We start from the raw sequence: 15,947 nt of genomic DNA, 5'->3' as shown, positions 1-15,947 counted from the left end.
TGACACCATGGCTTCGTATCAGTCCCTCGACATCAAGCGGCGCTCCGCCTCCACCTCGACCCCGCCGGCCGTAAGGTCGACGGGGCTCGAGGTCGCGAAGCTGATCGACGTGTCGAAATGCATCGGCTGCAAGGCCTGCCAGTCCGCCTGCCTCGAGTGGAACAACCTGCGCGAGGAGGTGGGCGTCAACACGGGGGTCTACGACAACCCGCACGACCTGACGGCGAACAGCTGGACGCTGATGCGCTTCAGCGAATGGGACAACCCGGACACCGGCAACTTCGAGTGGCTGATCCGCAAGGATGGCTGCATGCACTGCGCCGATCCCGGGTGCCTCAAGGCCTGCCCCTCGCCGGGGGCGATCGTCCAGTACACGAACGGCATCGTCGATTTCGTGTCGGAAAACTGCATCGGCTGCGCCTATTGCGTGAAGGGCTGCCCCTTCAACATCCCGCGCATCAGCCAGGTCGACCGCAAGGCCTATAAGTGCACGCTGTGCTCCGACCGCGTCGCGGTCGGTCAGGGGCCGGCCTGCGCCAAGGCCTGTCCGACAGCGGCCATCATGTTCGGCACCAAGGACGACATGAAGGAGCAGGCGGACCGCCGCATCACGGACCTCAAGTCCCGCGGCTTCGCCAACGCGGGGCTCTACGATCCGGCCGGCGTCGGCGGCACGCACGTGATGTACGTGCTGCACCACCTCGACAAGCCGGAGATCTACGCCGGCCTGCCGAAGGATCCGCAGATCAGCCCGCTGGTCTCGGCCTGGAAGGGCACGGGCAAGATCCTCGCTCTCGGCGCGTTGGCCTTCGCGGCCGTCGGCGCGTTCTTCCACCACACGGTGGTGGGGCCGAACCGGGTGTCGGAAACGGACGAGGAGAACGCCGCGGATCTTGCGGAGGAGGGCGCTCGGTCCGACCCGACGCCTGAGACGAGGACGCTCTGATGGCCGTCGAGATCGAACGTCGTCCCATCATGGTGGAGCGGACGGAGGTCCGGCGCTACGGGGCCTCCGCCCGCGTCAACCACTGGATCACCGCCGCCACCTTCACTTTGCTCGCCCTGAGCGGGTTGGCGCTGTTCCACCCCAGCCTGTTCTTCCTCACCGAGCTGTTTGGAGGCGGAGCGAACACACGGGCGTTCCACCCCTGGCTGGGCGTGGTGCTGATCGCGAGCTTCGCCATCCTGTTCGTGCGGTTCTGGAGCCATAACCTCTGGAACCGCGACGACACCCAGTGGGTGTCGCAGATCGGCGACGTGGTGAAGGGCGACGAGGAGCGCCTTCCGGAGCTCGGCAAGTACAACGCCGGCCAGAAGATGGTGTTCTGGGGCACGGCGTTGCTGATCGTCGTGCTGTTCGCCACCGGCCTCGTGATCTGGGACGAGTACTTCCACGGGGTCGTCAGCATCGGCACGAACCGCCTCGCGGCGCTGGTGCACTCGCTTGCGGCGATCGCGGCGATCCTGCTGATCATCGTCCACGTCTACGCCGGCATTTGGGTCAAGGGCTCGATCCGCGGCATGACCGAAGGCCGCGTCACCGGCGGCTGGGCTTGGCGTCACCACCGCAAGTGGTTGCGTCAGGAGGCCAAGGGCCAAAGCCACGACTGAGCCGGGCGCTCGGTGGACGAAACGCGAAGCGGCCGGATCTCGCTGAGATCCGGCCGCTCAAGCCTTCAAGCCGCTCGACAGCGAGCGGCGTTCGGAACGTTCGGCTCAGAGACCGAACGGATAGTCGCGATGAGCGTGATAAAGCGCGCGGCCCTGCTCTTCGAAGAAGGCCTCGAACTCGCTGAGGAAGCGGGAGAAGAAGCCGCCGAAGGCGGAGCCGGAGAACGTATCGACGAGAATGGCGGTCATGGTCTGCACCTCGGGTTGGGACGTTTGCCGCGTCCTTGAAACTCGATGGCTGGTATTTGGCATACCAACCCGCGGCATTAAACCTTCGTCTAAGCATGGCTGACCCGTGCGCGGCGCACGCTTCCGGTGATCCAGCGTCCCGGCTCTGGCCTGCTTTCAAGCGCCGGTCGCGAGATCGGCCGCGGAAGACGCCTCCCGGCCCGGTCGCCGCGTCCGCGCCGCCGCCGCGTGCTAGCATCCTCTCTCGCCTGCGTTTCGGAGTGTCCCATGGCCGGTCCCGCCTCTATCGAACCGACGCCGATCGACGTTGGCGCGGTCGCCAAGCCCGACTTCGCGGTCGCTCCTGATCCGGCGCGGCTGTTCGCAGACCGCGCCGCGCGTTTCCAGGCCTTGGCCTCCGGCCATCCGCTCGAGGCCTACCTGCGCTTTCTCAGCGGGCTCGCGCGCGCGCAGCATCACATCTTGAGCGATCTGCCGGAGCCGAAGCTGCCCCAGAAAGACGCGCTCGACCGGGCCTTCGAATTCGGCATGCCGCCGATCGACCGCGCACGTTTCGACCTGGACGAGGCGGCGCATGCGACGCTGGAGCGGCTGGTCGCTGCGGTCGCCGACCTGCCCATGCCGGAGCAGGCGTCGGATGCCCGCCGGCGCATCGCCGAAGGCGACCGGGCGTTCCGTGAGCGCCTGTTGGTGGACGTCATCGAGACCGCGACGTCGCTCGAGACGCTGGCCGAACACGTCTTCGCGGCCGCCGCGCTGCAGGTGCATTTCGCGCGGCTCGCCTCCCAGCTGGAGGTCGCTCGGCTGCAGCCGGTCGGCGTCGGCGCCTGTCCGGCCTGTGGCGGCCCGCCGGTCGCGAGCCTCGTGGTGGGCTGGTCGAGCGCCCACGGCGCGCGCTACGTCGCCTGCAGCCTCTGCGGCACGCTCTGGAACCACGTCCGCATCAAATGCGTGGCCTGCGACGCCACCGACAAGATCTCGTACCACGCGCTGTCCGAGGACGGCGAGACGCTGGCTGACTCGCCGAGCGAGGCCCCGGCCGGACGGGCGCGCAAGGACGAGGCGACCGCCAAGGCCGAATGCTGCGACACCTGCGGCCTCTATCTAAAGATCTTCCATCACCATCTCGATCCCGCCATGGATCCGGTGGCGGACGACGTCGCCACGCTGGGCCTGGACCTCAAGGTCCGGGAAGCGGGCTGGGCGCGGGCGGCGTTCAACCCCTATCTTCTGGGGTACTGATCGATTCCGTCAGGACGCGCCGACCGCATGGACGACAGCCCCGCCGCCCGCCCGCCGTTCCCCGCCGTCGACCGCGTTCTCGCGGCGCCGCAGGCGGCCGTCGCGATCGAGCGCTACGGTCGGGTGGCGACGGTGGCCGCAGTCCGCGCGAGCCTCGCCGCGGCGCGGTCCGCCTGGCTCGCGGGCGCGGCGGTGGACGTGTCCGTGGAGCGGATCGCGATCGTCGCGACGGCGCGGCTGGAGGCGGACGACGCGCCCAGCCAGCGGCGCGTGCTGAACCTCACCGGCACGGTGCTGCACACCAATCTCGGGCGTGCGCTGCTGAGCGAAGAGGCGATCGCCGCCGTCACCGCCGCCATGCGCTCGCCGACCGCGCTCGAGTTCGACGTCGCCACAGGCCGGCGCGGCGAGCGCGACGACCATGTGCGGGGCCTGCTGCGCGAGCTGACCGGGGCGGAGGACGCCGTCGCCGTCAACAACAACGCCGCCGCCGTGCTGCTGACCCTGAACTCGCTGAGCGAGGGCCGCGAGACGATCGTGTCTCGCGGGGAACTGATCGAAATCGGCGGCTCCTTCCGCATGCCCTCCATCATGGCGCGCGCGGGCTGCCGGCTGGTGGAGGTCGGAACCACCAACCGCACCCATCTCGCCGACTACGCGGAGGCGATCGGTCCCGAGACCGCCCTTCTGATGAAGGTCCATCCCTCGAACTACCGGGTGGAGGGCTTCACCAAGGAGGTCGCCGCGAAGGAACTCGCGCCTCTGGCGCGCGAGCGCGGTCTGCCGCTTGTCGACGACCTCGGCTCCGGCGTGCTGGTCGATCTCTCGGCCTATGGCCTGCAGCGCGAGCGCACCGTTCAAGAGGCGGTGGCGGACGGCGCCGACCTCGTCACCTTCTCCGGCGACAAGCTGCTCGGCGGCCCGCAGGCGGGCCTCGTCGTCGGACGGGCGGATCTCGTGAAGCGGCTCGCGAAGAATCACCTGAAGCGCGCGCTGAGGCTGGACAAGCTTCGGCTCGCTGCGCTCGAGGCCACGCTGAAGCTCTACCGCGATCCCGACCGCCTCGCGCAGCGCCTGCCCACGCTCGCCTTGCTCGCGCGGCCGGCCGATGCGCTGAAGGCCCTCGCGGCGCGGTTCGCGCCCGCGCTGGGGGAGGCCGCAGGCCCCGCGTTCGCTGTCGGCGTCGTCGACGCCGAGAGCCAGATCGGCTCGGGCGCGCTGCCGCTGGCGGCGATCCCGAGCGGCGGTCTCGCGGTGTCCGCGATCGAGGGCAAGCGGGCCGGCTCCGCGCTGGCCGAGCTCGCGGCGGCGTTTCGCGGGCTTTCGGTCCCCGTGATCGGCCGCATCGCGGAGGATCGCCTGATCTTCGACCTGCGCGGGCTCGACGACGAGGTCGTTTTCGACGCCATGCTGGCGGAGCTCGCCTCGGCGCGGGTTGGAGCCGCCGCATGAGCTGGATCGATCGCCTGAAGGCCCGCTTTACCCCGCCGGCGCCGCGGAAGTCCGTCGAGGAGCGCCTGTCGCAGGCGTTCGAGGCCGCGCAGGCCGACGATCACGGCGCGGCCGTCGCCCTGTGGCGCGTGCTGGCGGACGAGGGCGTGGCGCGGGCGCAGAGCAATCTCGGCGCCTGCTACGCGGAAGGGCTGGGCGTGGCGCGCGATCCGGCGACGGCGGCGGAGTGGTTCGCAAAGGCCGCGCGCGCGGGCGACGCCGTCGGTCGGCGCAATCTGGCGGCCCTTCATTTCAAGGGCGAGGGCGTCCCTCAGGACGACGCCGCGGCGCTCGCCCTCTACCGTCAGGCTGCGGAGCAGGACGATCCCGCAGCCCAGGACATGCTGAGCTGGATGCTGCTAGAGGGCCAGGGCGCCGCGCAGGATCTGGCCGGGGCGCGCCACTGGGCGCTGGCCGCCGCCGAGAACGGCGTCGCGAGCGCCATGACGCGGCTCGGCCTGATGGCGAACAACGCGCTCGGGATGGAGCGCAACAAGACGGAGGCCGCCAGCTGGTGGGCTGAGGCCGCCCGGCGGGGCGACGCCGACGGGCAGGCGATGCTGGGGGCCGCGCTGCACCTGGGGCAGGGCGTGGCGAAGGACGATGCGGCGGCGCTCGGGTGGCTGCTCAGGGCCGAAGCCGGCGGCAGCGCGCTGGCGGCGCCCTTCCTTGGTGCGGTCCGCGGCGCCCTGACCGACGACGAGGCCCGCCAGGCCGAGGCTTCCGCCCGCGCGCCCATGGACGCGCCTTCGCGGTGATCGTCGGAGCGGCTGGGCACATCGACCACGGCAAGTCGGCGCTGGTGCGGGCGCTGACCGGCGTCGACACCGACCGGCTGAAGGAGGAGAAGGCCCGCGGCATCTCCATCGACCTCGGCTTCGCCTATCTGCCGCGGCCGGACGGCGCGACGCTTGGCTTCGTGGACGTTCCCGGCCATGAGCGCTTCGTCCGCAACATGCTGGCCGGCGCCAGCGGGATCGACTTCGTGCTGCTGGTGGTGGCGGCGGACGACGGACCGATGCCGCAGACCCGCGAGCACCTCGCCATCGTCGACATGCTCGGGGTGTCCAGGGGCGCCGTCGCACTGACCAAGGTCGATCTCGTCGACGACGACCGGCGGCTCGAGGCCGAGATCGAGGTCGCCGCGCTCCTGTCGGGCACCAGGCTCGACGGCGCGCCCGTCGTCCCGGTCTCCACCGTGACGGGCGAGGGGATCGCGCCGCTCCTCGCATTGCTGGACGCGGCGCGCGTGGAGACGCCCAAGCGGCCCGCCGCGGGCCGATTCCGCATGTCGGTCGACCGCAGCTTCACGTTGTCGGGCGCCGGCACGGTGGTGACCGGCGCCGTGCGCGACGGAGTCGTGCGGGTGGGCGACGCGGTGATCGTCTCGCCCCAGGGGCTGGAGGCGCGGGTGCGCGCGATCCACGCGCAGAACCAGCCGGCGGACGAAGGGCGGCCCGGCGAGCGCTGCGCGCTCAATCTCGCCGGCCCTGGCGTGACCAAGGACGCGATCTCCCGCGGCGACGTCGTCCAGGCGGCGGAGCTGCACGCGCCGACCGATCGTCTCGACGTGGAGCTGACCCTGCTTGCGACCGAGCCGCGGCCGCTCGCGGCCTGGAGCCCGGCGCGACTGCATCACGGCGCCGCCGAGATCGCCGCCCGCGTGGTGCCGATCGACGGCGACGCCATTCCGCCGGGCGCGACGGCGCGCGCGCAGCTGGTCCTGGACCGCCCGCTCGCCGCGGTCGCTCGCGATCGCTTCGTGCTGCGCGACGTCGGCGGCGCCCGCACCATCGCCGGCGGGCGCATCCTGGACCTGCGTGGGCCGTCGCGGCGGCGACGCTCCCCTGAGCGGGCCGCGCAACTGGAGGCGCTCGCCCACGACGACCATGGCCGCGCGCTCGCCGCCCTGCTCGCCGCGCCGCCGCACGCGGTCGACCTCGACGCCTTCATGCGCGACCGCAACGCGCCCGACGCGGAGATGGCGGCCGTCGTCGCGCGGCTTGGCCTCATGCGCCTCCCTGCGGGCAAGGGGCGCGTGGTCGCCGTCGGAGGCGAGACCTGGCGCGCCTTCGCGGCTTCAGTCGCCGAGACGCTCGGCGCCTACCATGCTGACAATCCCGATCTGCAGGGCATGGGGGCGGAGCGGCTGCGCCTCGCCGCCGAGCCGCGGCTGCCGGCGCCGGCGTTCCTCGCCGCGCTCGCCGCGCTTCAGCGCGCGGGCGAGGTGGCGGTGGAGGGCGCCTGGACGCGGCTGCCGGGCCACGTCGTCCGGCTCGCGCCCGTGGACGAGGAGCTGTGGGAGGCGATCGCCCCGCGGCTCGCCGGCGACCTGCGGTTTCGCCCGCCGCGGGTGCGCGACCTTGGCGCGGAGCTTGGAGAGGACGAGGCGGACGTGCGCCGGGTGCTCAAGCTCGTCGGCCGGCTCGGCCGCGTGGACGAGATCGCGCATGACCACTTCTTCCTGCGCGAGACGACCGCCGAGTTGGTCGACGTGGCGGAGACGGCGGCGGCCGAGGACCCGGCGGGCGTCGTCACCGCCGCACGTCTTCGCGACAGGCTCGACAACGGGCGCAAGGTCGCCATACAGATTCTCGAGTTCTTCGACCGTCACGGCGTCACCATCCGCCGCGGCGACGAGCGGCGCATAAACCGCCGCCGCCGCGACCTGTTCCGCCGCAAGGACGTGACGGAGCAGAGCGAAGCGTGAACGCGTCACGGAGGAGAAGCGTCCCCGGTGGGGCGGCCGGCCTTCAAAGCCGGAGGGGGCCGTCAGCCGGTCTCCGGTGGGTTCGACTCCCACTCTCTTCCACCAATCCGCATGAGAGGCCTCGTCGATGACCGGTGTGGATCGGCCTTACGCCCTCGTCGCGCTCGAGCGAACGGCGCTTGCGGCTGACGCCGAGGAGAAGCGGTTCCGCGCGAGCGTGGCGGAGGAGATCGAGCGTCGCGAGGTCGCCCGGCGCCGCGCGTTTCGCCGCTACGGCTTTCTCCGGGCGCTCGTCGAGGCCGACGCCGCGGCGCCGGACCGCGAGGCGTCGCACGTCGCGCAGCGCGCGGCCGCGGCGGCCGAGCTCGAGTGGGAGGAGATCGACGAGGCCCGCAAGCCGGTGCTGGACGCCCTGACGGCGCTGGCGGACGCGATCCACGACGCCCGCACGGGCGCGCTGCCGGCGGAGGAGGCGGGGGCTGCGACGCTGCAGGCGCTTGAAGCCTTCGAAGCCTGGTACGAACGTGCGCGGGGTCTGGCCTTCGCCGAGCTGTTCGACCGCTACATGCCGGAGACGCCGCTTGTCGATTTCTGAGTCGCACTTGCGGCTTCCGGCGCGATCGGCGACCGCAGGGTCATCGGATCGAGGCGCTGCGGTCGGAGTTGCCCATGGCCTTTAAGGGCCTCGACTTCGACGCCTGGGTGAAGGCCGCCTTCGCCGAGACCGGCGCCTTCACCGCGCTGATCGTGCTGGTGGAGATCACCGACGCCGACGCAAAGCCCGTCGCCTCGACCTTTCTGCATGTCATCGGCGACGACGTGGCGTGGCGGCAGCTTCGCAAGCTGTTCGCCTCCGCGCCGGGCGCCTGGGACGGGGCCGTGTTCTTTACGGCGACGTCGTCCGACGGCGGCCCCATCGAGGATCCGCTCGCACGGATCGAACTGCGGCGCGTGGAGCAGATGATCGACGACGACCGGCTGGCGCTGAACGAGGGCGCCTTCTTCGACAGGCGGGGGCGGCGCATGCGGATCGACGAAGAAGGGGCGGGGGCATGAAGAGGGCGGCGCCCGGGCCGATCACGACCGACATCGTGCTGGTCGGGGGCGGCCACGCGCACGTCCACGTGCTGCGCGCCTTCGCCATGCGGCCGGAAAAAGGCGTGCGGCTGACGCTCGTCGCCAAGGAGCTCACCACGCCCTATTCCGGCATGCTGCCCGGCCTGATCGCCGGGGTCTACCAGCCCGACGACATCATGATCGATCTGGTGCGGCTCGCCCGCGCCACCGGCGCGCGGCTGATCGGCGCCGCGGCGACGGGACTCGACCGGGCGGAGCGCCGATTGCTGCTCGAAAGGCGGCCCCCGATCGCCTACGACTTCGTGTCGTTTGACGTCGGCATCGCCCCCCGGCTCGAAGGCGTCGCGGGCGCCGAGCGGGCGATCGCGGTGAAGCCGATCGCGACCTTCCTCGCGCGGTTCGAGGCGTTCCGGCTGGCCGCGCTGCGGCCAGACGGCCCAAGGTCCGTGGTGGTGGCGGGCGGCGGCGCGGCGGGGACGGAACTCGCGCTGGCGCTCGCCCGCCGGCTTCGGCGCGACGCGGAGGCGGCGGGGCTCGACCCGCACGCCTTCAATGTCACGCTCCTCGCCGGCGGCGCGCTGCTGCCGGGCTATCCCGGCAAGGTCGCGGCGTTGTTGCGCGAGGCGTTGACGCAGGCCCAGGTGACGCTCGACGAGACCGCGCGGCTCGCCGCGATCGAGGAGCGCGAGGTCGCGCTGGACGACGGCCGGCGTCTCCCGGCCGACGCCGTGTTCATGGCGACCGCCGCCGCGCCGCACCCGATCACCGCCGCGCTTGGACTGCCGGAGGATGCGAGCGGCTTCATCGCGGTGACGCCGGCGTTGACGAGCCCGGCGGACGACCGCGTGTTCGCGGTCGGCGACTGCGCGGGCGTTCTCGGCCAGCCGAGGCCGAAGGCCGGCGTCTACGCCGTGCGCCAGGGGCCGGCGCTCGCCGCGAACCTCCGACGCGCCGCGCGAGGAAAGCGGCTCAAGCCGCTGGCGGCGCAGGCCGATCACCTCTCGCTCATCGGCCGCGGGGACGGCACGGCGGTCGCGACCCGCAACGGCTACGCCGCCGCCGGCCGCTGGGCCTGGACTCTCAAGGACTGGATCGACCGTCGCTGGATCGCGATGTACCGCGACCCGCCGGCGATGGACGGCGTGCGGGGGCCGGCGCCCGTCTCCGACGATCCGGCGATGCGGTGCGGGGGCTGCGCCGCGAAGCTCGGCCCCGCTCCGCTGGCAGCGGCGCTGCGGCGGCTGGGACCGGGCGTCGCGTCTGAAGAGGTAATCCTCGGCGTCGGCGACGACGCGGCGGTGATCCGGCGGAGCGACGGCGCGCTGGAGCTCCAGACCGTCGACCTCTTCAAGGCGCCCGTCGACGATCCCTTCCTGTTCGGGAAGATCGCGGCGGTCCACGCGATCGGCGACGTGTTCGCCATGGGAGGGCGGCCGTCCTACGCGCTCGCCATCGCCGCCCTTCCGCCGGACGCGCCCGCCCAGCAGGCCGAGGCGCTCTACCAGATGATGGCGGGAGCGCGCGCGGCGCTCGACCCGCTCGGCGTCTCCATCATTGGCGGACACACCGGCGAAGCCGCGGATCCGGCGTTCGGTCTCGCGGTGACCGGCGGGCTGGCGGAGGGCGACGGCCGCCGCAAGGGCGGTCTGACGCCGGGCGTGCGGCTCGTGCTCACCAAGCCGCTCGGCGTCGGCGTGCTGATCGCGGCCGACATGAGGGCCCAGGCGCCCGCGGCGGCGATGGCGGCGGCCTGGGCCGAGATGGCCCGCCCCCTGGCCGCGGACGTCGAGGTGCTGCGGACCCACCGTGGCCGCGCCATGACCGACGTGACGGGCTTCGGCCTCGTCGGTCACCTCGCGGAGATGCTCGACGCGAGCCGCGGGGTCGCGGCCGAGATCGACCCCGCGGCGCTGCCTCTGCTGCCGGAGGCGGCGGAGCTGGCGGCGCGGGGCTTCGCCTCGACCGCGCTGCCGCAGACTCTCGCGAACCTGCCGCGCATCGGCGGCGGGGAGGGCGTTCCCGCCTGGCTGAAGGCGCTGCTGTTCGATCCCCAGACCTCGGGCGGGCTGCTGGCCGCCGTGGCCGAAGATCAGGCGGGGCCTTGCGTCGCCGCGCTCCACGCCGCGGGCGCGACCGGAGCCGCCGTCATCGGCCGGATCGTCGCGCGCGACGGCGGGCCGGACATCCGCCTCGTGACGGGCTCGGCGGCGTGACGGTCACAACGCTCGATCTCTGCGCCGACCCCGGCCTGCTCTCGGTCGAGGCGGCGCGGGCGACCGTCGCGGCGCTGGTCGCGGGGCCGGTCGGCGTCGAGACGCTGCCCTTCGCGGAGCTGCGCGGACGGGTGACCGCCGAGCCGACGATGAGCCCGACGCCGCTGCCGCCGTTCGATCACTCCGCCATGGACGGGTACGCGCTGGCCGACCTCGGGCTGCGGCACGTTCTCCGCGGCCGGCTTGCGGCCGGCTCCGCGGGCGCCCGCGAGACGCTCAAGCCCGGCGAGGCGGTCCGCATCTTCACCGGCGCGCCGATGCCGCCGGGAGCGATCGCCGTGGTGATGCAGGAGCGCGTGACCCGCGACGGCGACGTCGTGGCGCTCCGGACCGCGGTCGAGCGTGGCGCCAACATCCGCCGCCGCGGCGAAGACGTCAGCGTGGGCGATCTGCTGGTTCCCGCCGGCGCGCTGATCGACGCGCGCCACCTCGCCATCCTGGCCGCCTCCGGTGTGGAGCGGGTCGCCGTGCGGCGCAAGGTGGTGATCGGTCTGCTCTCCACCGGCGACGAGCTGGTCGAGCACGGCCGCTCGCTCACGCCCGGCCGAATCCACGACGCCAACCGCCCGATGCTTCTCGGCATCCTGTCGACGCCGGCGCACGAGGTGATCGACTACGGCATCGCGCCGGACGATCCGGCGGAGCTCACGCGTCTGCTGATCGAGGCGGGCCGACGCTGCGACGCGCTGGTCACCAGCGGCGCGACCTCGGTCGGGGAGGAGGACCACCTCGCCGCCGCCGTCGCCGCCGCGGGCGGTCAGCTCGGGCTGGCGAAAGTCGCGCTGAAGCCGGGCAAGCCGATCGTCGCCGGCCGCGTCGGCGGCGCGGCGCTCGTGGGCCTTCCCGGAAATCCGTTCGCGGCTCTGGTCGGACAGATGCTGATCGGACGCGTGGTGCTGGAGCGGCTCGCAGGCCTGGAGCCCCGTCCTCTGGCGCCGCTGTCCGCGGTCGCGGCCTTTGGCCAGAAGGGCCCCGGCGGCCGCACCGAGTTCGCCCCGGCCGCGTTGGTCGGGACCGATCCGTCGGGCCTGCCGCGGGTCGAGAAACTTGGCCGCGGAGGTTCCGCACGCCTCGCCCCGCTGATCGCCGCCGACGGGCTCGCCGTCATCCCAGCCGGCCACGACGAGGTGAAGCCCGGCGACGCGATCGGATTTTTGCCGTTTCGCGCCGCGCTGGAGGTGTGACGGACGCGTCCTGCCGCTAACGAACGTCGACTGCGTAGGTCCCGACAGCCGGCGTCTCCTTGATCATGCCCTTGGCCTTGAGGAACTCCGCGAAACGCTCGTAGCGGCGGGCGTCCAGCAGGCCGGGGTTCTTGGCGAAGCGCGGCCGCGTATCGGCCCAGGCGCGCGTGTTCAACTCGTCGTTGAGGTCGGGATGGCCCTTCAGGTAGAGCGCGAAGGCCTCCGCGTCGTGGTTCAGCAGGAAGGTCGTGGCCTCCTCGATCGCCGCCACGAAGCGCTTCAGGCGGTCGTCGCCGATCGCGTCCTTGTGGGCGACGAACACCAGCTCGTCGTACGTCGGCACGCCGTTCTCCTCGGGGAAGAACACTCGCGCCTCGCCGCCGGCCAGCCGGATCTGCGTGGCCTCGAAGTTGCGGTAGCCGCCGACGACGGCGTCGACCCGCTTCGCCATCAGGGATTGGGTGAGCGCGAAGTTGACGTTGATCAGTTCCACGTCGTCGCGCGTCAGGCCCGCGGTCTCCATCATGGCGAGCAGCAGCGTGTCCTCGAAGCCGGTGACGGAGTAGCCGATCTTCTTGCCCTTCAGGTCCTTGAGCTCCTTCACCGGCCCGTCCTTCAGCGCGATGAGGGTGTTGAGCGGGGTGTCGATGAGCGTCGCGAATCGGACGAGCGGCAGGCCCGCGGCCACCTGCTGGTGCAGCTCCGGCTGGTAGGTCACCGCCACGTCGCCCTGCTTGGCGGCGACGAGCCGCGGCGGCTGGCTGGGGTCGGCGGGCGCGATCAGCTCAACGTCAAGGCCGTGGCGGGCGAAGAAGCCGCCCTCCTTGGCGACGACCAGCGGCGCGTGATCTGGATTCACGTACCAGTCGAGCAGCACCACCAGCTTCTCGGCGGCGGTCGACGGGCTCGCCGCGATCAGGAGGGCGGCGAAGGCGAGGGCGAAGCGGATCATCGTGGATGGGCTCGGTGTCGGAGGTCAGGAGTCGCGGCGGCCATGCTCCGGCGACCAATGGATGAGGCGCGCGAGCGCCCAGTCGACCGCGAACCAGAGGCCGGCGGCGACCACGGCGAGAATGATGAGGGCGGCGAACAGCAGGTCGGTCTGCATCCGCGCATTGGCGTGGATCATTACGAAGCCGAGGCCGGACGACGCGCCGACCCATTCGCCCACCACGGCCCCGATGGGGGCGGCCGCGGCGGCGAGCTTCAGCCCCGTGCCGAAGGCCGGCAGCGCCGAGGGTAGGCGGATCAGCAGCAGGACCTTCAGCGGCGAGGCGCCGTAGAGACGGGCGATGTCGATGAGGTTGGGGTCGGCCCGGCGCAGGCCGTCGTAGAAGGCGGAAGTGACGGGAAAGAACACGATCAGCGCCGCCATCGCGAGCTTCGATCCCAGACCAAATCCCAGCCACAGCACCAGCAGCGGAGCGATCGCGAACACCGGCACGGCCTGCGCCACAATCAACGGCGGCAGCAGCCAACGGCGAAGCGCGGGGAGCGCCGCGATGGCGAGCGCCGTGACGGCCCCGACGGCCACCCCGATCGCGAGGCCGCCGACAATCTCGGTCAGCGTGGTCAGCGTCTGGCGTGCGAGGAAACCCGACTGCGCAATCAGCGCGGCGCCGACGCGGGCCGGCGGCGGCAGCAGGAACGGCGGCGCGCCCGACAGCGTGACGAAGGCCTGCCAGGCGGCGATCAGGACGCCGAGCGTCGCAGCGAGCCGCCCAAACGCCATGAGGGCGCGTCTGGGCTTCGCGGTCGTGTCGGACAAGGGGGCGACGAGCCGATCTGCGGCGTCCGCCATCTCGCAATCCCTCCGCCGGTATGAGCCGGATCAGGTTCGATGGGTCCGGCGTCGCCGCCGTCTCAGCCCGGTCTGGGCGCCCCATGGAGATGAGATGACAGCGTTAGCCGAGCCCTCCGGGCCGCGCAACGGGAGCGAGGGTCAAAAAAACGCCGCCCGGGGCGCGGGCGGCGTTTCATGCGTTCAGCCGGGTTGGAAGCTCGGCCGCAGTAGAGGGTTCACAGCCCGAAAACGCCCTTGAGCGGGGATGGTTCCCCGGACGTCGGGGAAATCTCACGAGACGGCGAGATGGGATCAAGCGGAGAGAGCGTGACGCGCCTAAGCCGTCGACCGCCATGCGCCGCGTCTTGCCTCCGGACCGCGCCGCGGCCTAGGGTCCGCCCCGTCATTTTCGCCTGCAGACGGAGCCTTCCCGATGGCCTTCCTCGCCGACACGCTTTCGCGCGTAAAGCCTTCCGCCACCATCGCGGTGTCGCAGAAGGCGCGAGACCTGAAAGCCCAGGGGCGCGACGTGATCGGCCTCGGCGCCGGCGAGCCGGACTTCGACACGCCGCAGAACATCAAGGACGCCGCGATCGACGCCATCCGGCGCGGCGAGACCAAGTATCCTCCGGTCGCCGGCATCGCTCCCCTGCGCGAGGCGATCGCGCAGAAGTTCAAGCGTGAGAACGGCCTGGACTACAAGCCCACCCAGACGCTGGTCGCGACCGGCGGCAAGCAGATCCTCTACAACGCCTTCGTCGCCACGCTGAACCCGGGCGACGAGGTGATCATCCCCACGCCCTACTGGGTCAGCTACCCCGAGATGGTGGCGATCAACGGTGGGACGCCAGTGTTTCTGCCGACGACGCTGGAGCAGGACTTCAAGGTCCGCCCGGAGGCGCTGGAAGCGGCGATCACTCCCAAAACCAAATGGGTGCTGTTCAACTCGCCGTCGAACCCGTCGGGCGCGGCCTACACCCGCGCGGAGCTGAAGGCGATCACCGACGTGCTGCTGCGGCATGAGCATGTCTGGATTCTGACCGACGACATGTACGAGCACCTCGTGTTCGGCGGCTTTGAGTTCACCACGCCGGCGCAGGTCGAGCCTGCGCTCTACGAGCGCACGCTGACCATGAACGGCGTGTCCAAGGCCTATTGCATGACAGGCTGGCGCATCGGCTACGCGGCGGGGCCGGACAAGCTGATCAAGGCCATGGAGATGGTGCAGGGCCAGCAGACCTCGGGCGCCTGCACCATCGCCCAGTGGGCGGCGCTGGAGGCGCTGTCCGGCCCGCAGGATTTCCTGCCAGGCTTCCGCACCGCCTTCGAGCGGCGGCGCGATCTCGTCGTCTCCATGCTGAACCAGGCGAAGGGCCTCAACTGCCCGACGCCGGAAGGCGCGTTCTACGTCTATCCCTCCTGCGCCGGGACGATCGGCCGGACGGCGCCCTCGGGTAAGGTCATCGGGACGGACGAGGACTTCGTGTCCGAACTTCTGGACGCTGAGGGCGTCGCCGTGGTGCACGGCTCGGCCTTCGGCCTCGGCCCGAACTTCCGGATTTCCTACGCGACGGCCGACGAAACGCTGGAGGAGGCCTGCAGCCGCATCCAGCGGTTCTGCGCCTCTCTGCGCTGAGGCCGGGGTCTCGCGCAGGGCGGCGTCGGGCCCTGCGTAAAAGGCCGTGTCGCGGACAGAAACCATAGCCTGGGCTGCGGCGTTAGGCGGTGGGGACCGCTCGTTCTGGAGAAACGTCATGTCGATCCGGCTCAAAGCCACTCTCGCAGCCGCCGCGCTCGTCGCCACTGGCGCTGCGGCGTCCGCCGCCGACCTCGGTCATCCGTCCGTCGTCGTCAGCAAGCGTCCCGTTGAGTCCGGCGTGCAGGTGGGCACGCTGAGCTGCCGCTCGCCCGGCGGCATCGGCTGGATCCTCGGATCCGACACTGAACTCGCCTGCGACTACAAGCCGATCGGGGCCCGCCACCCCGTCGACGCCTACCTCGGCCACATCTCGACGGTGGGCGTGGATGTGGGCGCCACCGGCCCGAGCGTCCTGAAGTGGGCAGTGATTTCTCACTCCAACGACATCGGACCGGGCGATCTCGCGGGCAAGTACCGCGGCGCGACCGCGAGCGCGGCGGCGCTGATCGGCGGCGGCGCTAATCTGCTCGTCGGCGGTTCGGGAACGACGGTGTCGCTGCAGCCGCTGAGCCTCGAAGGCCAGACCGGCCTCGCGGTGTCGGCGGGCTACGCCGCTCTCACCCTCGATCCGGTGTGATTCCTCTCGCGACCTTGTGAGACCATACTGACGGTCGGGCGGTAACGCCCG

The 15,947-nt window shown here is 71.7% G+C and carries 15 protein-coding genes, 1 tRNA gene and 1 riboswitch; of the genes, 13 read left to right on the top strand and 3 right to left on the bottom strand.

All coding sequences use genetic code 11. From position 1 onward, the window contains the following. Positions 1 to 7 precede the first annotated feature (7 nt). Both fdxH and METY_RS10815 read left to right on the top strand, forming a co-directional pair. Positions 8 to 946, top strand: coding sequence for a formate dehydrogenase subunit beta (gene fdxH / locus METY_RS10820; protein WP_103121404.1), 939 nt, complete (start codon positions 8 to 10; stop codon positions 944 to 946). Continuing rightward, positions 946 to 1,611, top strand: coding sequence for a formate dehydrogenase subunit gamma (locus METY_RS10815; RefSeq protein WP_103121403.1), 666 nt, complete (start codon positions 946 to 948; stop codon positions 1,609 to 1,611). Before fdxH ends, METY_RS10815 begins: the two co-directional genes overlap by 1 nt. A 105-nt stretch (positions 1,612 to 1,716) precedes the next feature. Here METY_RS10815 and METY_RS21225 read toward each other — a convergent pair whose 3' ends face one another. After that, entirely contained in the window at positions 1,717 to 1,860 is a 144-nt protein-coding gene (locus tag METY_RS21225) for a hypothetical protein (RefSeq protein WP_200819657.1), read from the bottom strand. A gap of 267 nt (positions 1,861 to 2,127) precedes the next feature. Between METY_RS21225 and fdhE the strand changes: the two genes are divergently transcribed. The 9 genes from fdhE (at position 2,128) to METY_RS10770 (ending at position 11,837) form a co-directional block, all read left to right on the top strand. Then, a complete protein-coding gene (gene fdhE, locus METY_RS10810) occupies positions 2,128 to 3,102 on the top strand; it encodes a formate dehydrogenase accessory protein FdhE (protein WP_103121402.1) in 975 nt (324 codons plus the stop codon). 27 nt (positions 3,103 to 3,129) lie between these two features. Further along, on the top strand, positions 3,130 to 4,554 hold the full coding sequence (gene selA / locus METY_RS10805; protein WP_103121401.1) for an L-seryl-tRNA(Sec) selenium transferase: 1,425 nt from the start codon (positions 3,130 to 3,132) through the stop codon (positions 4,552 to 4,554). Beyond that, entirely contained in the window at positions 4,551 to 5,351 is an 801-nt protein-coding gene (locus tag METY_RS10800) for a tetratricopeptide repeat protein (protein ID WP_103121400.1), read from the top strand. Before selA ends, METY_RS10800 begins: the two co-directional genes overlap by 4 nt. Further along, on the top strand, positions 5,348 to 7,303 hold the full coding sequence (gene selB / locus METY_RS10795) for a selenocysteine-specific translation elongation factor (RefSeq protein WP_103121399.1): 1,956 nt from the start codon (positions 5,348 to 5,350) through the stop codon (positions 7,301 to 7,303). The genes METY_RS10800 and selB overlap by 4 nt, the downstream gene beginning before the upstream one ends. Before the next feature lie 9 nt (positions 7,304 to 7,312). Further along, positions 7,313 to 7,408 (top strand) — tRNA-Sec (locus METY_RS10790). Between the two features lie 22 nt (positions 7,409 to 7,430). Next, the gene (locus METY_RS10785) at positions 7,431 to 7,898 is read left to right on the top strand and encodes a hypothetical protein (RefSeq protein ID WP_103121398.1); all 468 of its coding nucleotides are present in this window, start codon (positions 7,431 to 7,433) and stop codon (positions 7,896 to 7,898) included. Positions 7,899 to 7,972: 74 nt separating this feature from the next. Further along, positions 7,973 to 8,359, top strand: a complete 387-nt coding sequence (locus tag METY_RS10780; RefSeq protein ID WP_103121397.1) for a hypothetical protein — start codon at positions 7,973 to 7,975, stop codon at positions 8,357 to 8,359. Next, entirely contained in the window at positions 8,356 to 10,593 is a 2,238-nt protein-coding gene (gene selD / locus METY_RS10775; RefSeq protein ID WP_103121396.1) for a selenide, water dikinase SelD, read from the top strand. Before METY_RS10780 ends, selD begins: the two co-directional genes overlap by 4 nt. Further along, complete coding sequence (locus METY_RS10770; protein ID WP_103121395.1) at positions 10,590 to 11,837, top strand: molybdopterin molybdotransferase MoeA; 1,248 nt, start codon at positions 10,590 to 10,592, stop codon at positions 11,835 to 11,837. Before selD ends, METY_RS10770 begins: the two co-directional genes overlap by 4 nt. A 16-nt stretch (positions 11,838 to 11,853) precedes the next feature. Here METY_RS10770 and METY_RS10765 read toward each other — a convergent pair whose 3' ends face one another. Both METY_RS10765 and METY_RS10760 read right to left on the bottom strand, forming a co-directional pair. Beyond that, positions 11,854 to 12,789, bottom strand: a complete 936-nt coding sequence (locus tag METY_RS10765; protein ID WP_103121394.1) for an ABC transporter substrate-binding protein — start codon at positions 12,787 to 12,789, stop codon at positions 11,854 to 11,856. Positions 12,790 to 12,813: 24 nt separating this feature from the next. Beyond that, positions 12,814 to 13,638 (bottom strand): ABC transporter permease, encoded by an 825-nt coding sequence (locus METY_RS10760; RefSeq protein WP_103121564.1) that lies wholly within the window; start codon positions 13,636 to 13,638, stop codon positions 12,814 to 12,816. After that, positions 13,629 to 13,732, bottom strand: a riboswitch (TPP riboswitch). (Overlaps the previous gene by 10 nt.) Before the next feature lie 321 nt (positions 13,733 to 14,053). On the opposite strand from METY_RS10760, the gene METY_RS10755 reads away from it, so the two are divergent. After that, positions 14,054 to 15,256 carry a pyridoxal phosphate-dependent aminotransferase gene (locus METY_RS10755; RefSeq protein WP_103121393.1) on the top strand — a complete coding sequence of 401 codons (1,203 nt, stop codon included), beginning with the start codon at positions 14,054 to 14,056 and terminating at the stop codon, positions 15,254 to 15,256. Between the two features lie 118 nt (positions 15,257 to 15,374). Then, positions 15,375 to 15,896 carry a DUF992 domain-containing protein gene (locus METY_RS10750; RefSeq protein WP_103121392.1) on the top strand — a complete coding sequence of 174 codons (522 nt, stop codon included), beginning with the start codon at positions 15,375 to 15,377 and terminating at the stop codon, positions 15,894 to 15,896. The last annotated feature ends 51 nt before the right edge of the window (positions 15,897 to 15,947 follow it).

The sequence above is a fragment of the Methylopila sp. Yamaguchi genome, from assembly GCF_002897035.1.
Lineage (GTDB): Bacteria > Pseudomonadota > Alphaproteobacteria > Rhizobiales > Methylopilaceae > Methylopila.
The sequence above is the reverse complement of the archived record's forward strand: the minus strand, read 5'-3'. Positions and strand labels throughout refer to the sequence as shown.

Excerpts from the sequence above, each read along its gene's own strand:
- fdxH (WP_103121404.1), top strand. The coding sequence starts at position 8 with ATGGCTTCGTATCAGTCCCTCGACATCAAGCGGCGCTCCGCCTCCACC.
- METY_RS10815 (WP_103121403.1), top strand. The coding sequence starts at position 946 with ATGGCCGTCGAGATCGAACGTCGTCCCATCATGGTGGAGCGGACGGAG.
- METY_RS21225 (WP_200819657.1), bottom strand. The coding sequence starts at position 1,860 with ATGACCGCCATTCTCGTCGATACGTTCTCCGGCTCCGCCTTCGGCGGC.
- fdhE (WP_103121402.1), top strand. The coding sequence starts at position 2,128 with ATGGCCGGTCCCGCCTCTATCGAACCGACGCCGATCGACGTTGGCGCG.
- selA (WP_103121401.1), top strand. The coding sequence starts at position 3,130 with ATGGACGACAGCCCCGCCGCCCGCCCGCCGTTCCCCGCCGTCGACCGC.
- METY_RS10800 (WP_103121400.1), top strand. The coding sequence starts at position 4,551 with ATGAGCTGGATCGATCGCCTGAAGGCCCGCTTTACCCCGCCGGCGCCG.
- METY_RS10785 (WP_103121398.1), top strand. The coding sequence starts at position 7,431 with ATGACCGGTGTGGATCGGCCTTACGCCCTCGTCGCGCTCGAGCGAACG.
- METY_RS10780 (WP_103121397.1), top strand. The coding sequence starts at position 7,973 with ATGGCCTTTAAGGGCCTCGACTTCGACGCCTGGGTGAAGGCCGCCTTC.
- selD (WP_103121396.1), top strand. The coding sequence starts at position 8,356 with ATGAAGAGGGCGGCGCCCGGGCCGATCACGACCGACATCGTGCTGGTC.
- METY_RS10765 (WP_103121394.1), bottom strand. The coding sequence starts at position 12,789 with ATGATCCGCTTCGCCCTCGCCTTCGCCGCCCTCCTGATCGCGGCGAGC.
- METY_RS10760 (WP_103121564.1), bottom strand. The coding sequence starts at position 13,638 with ATGGCGGACGCCGCAGATCGGCTCGTCGCCCCCTTGTCCGACACGACC.
- METY_RS10755 (WP_103121393.1), top strand. The coding sequence starts at position 14,054 with ATGGCCTTCCTCGCCGACACGCTTTCGCGCGTAAAGCCTTCCGCCACC.
- METY_RS10750 (WP_103121392.1), top strand. The coding sequence starts at position 15,375 with ATGTCGATCCGGCTCAAAGCCACTCTCGCAGCCGCCGCGCTCGTCGCC.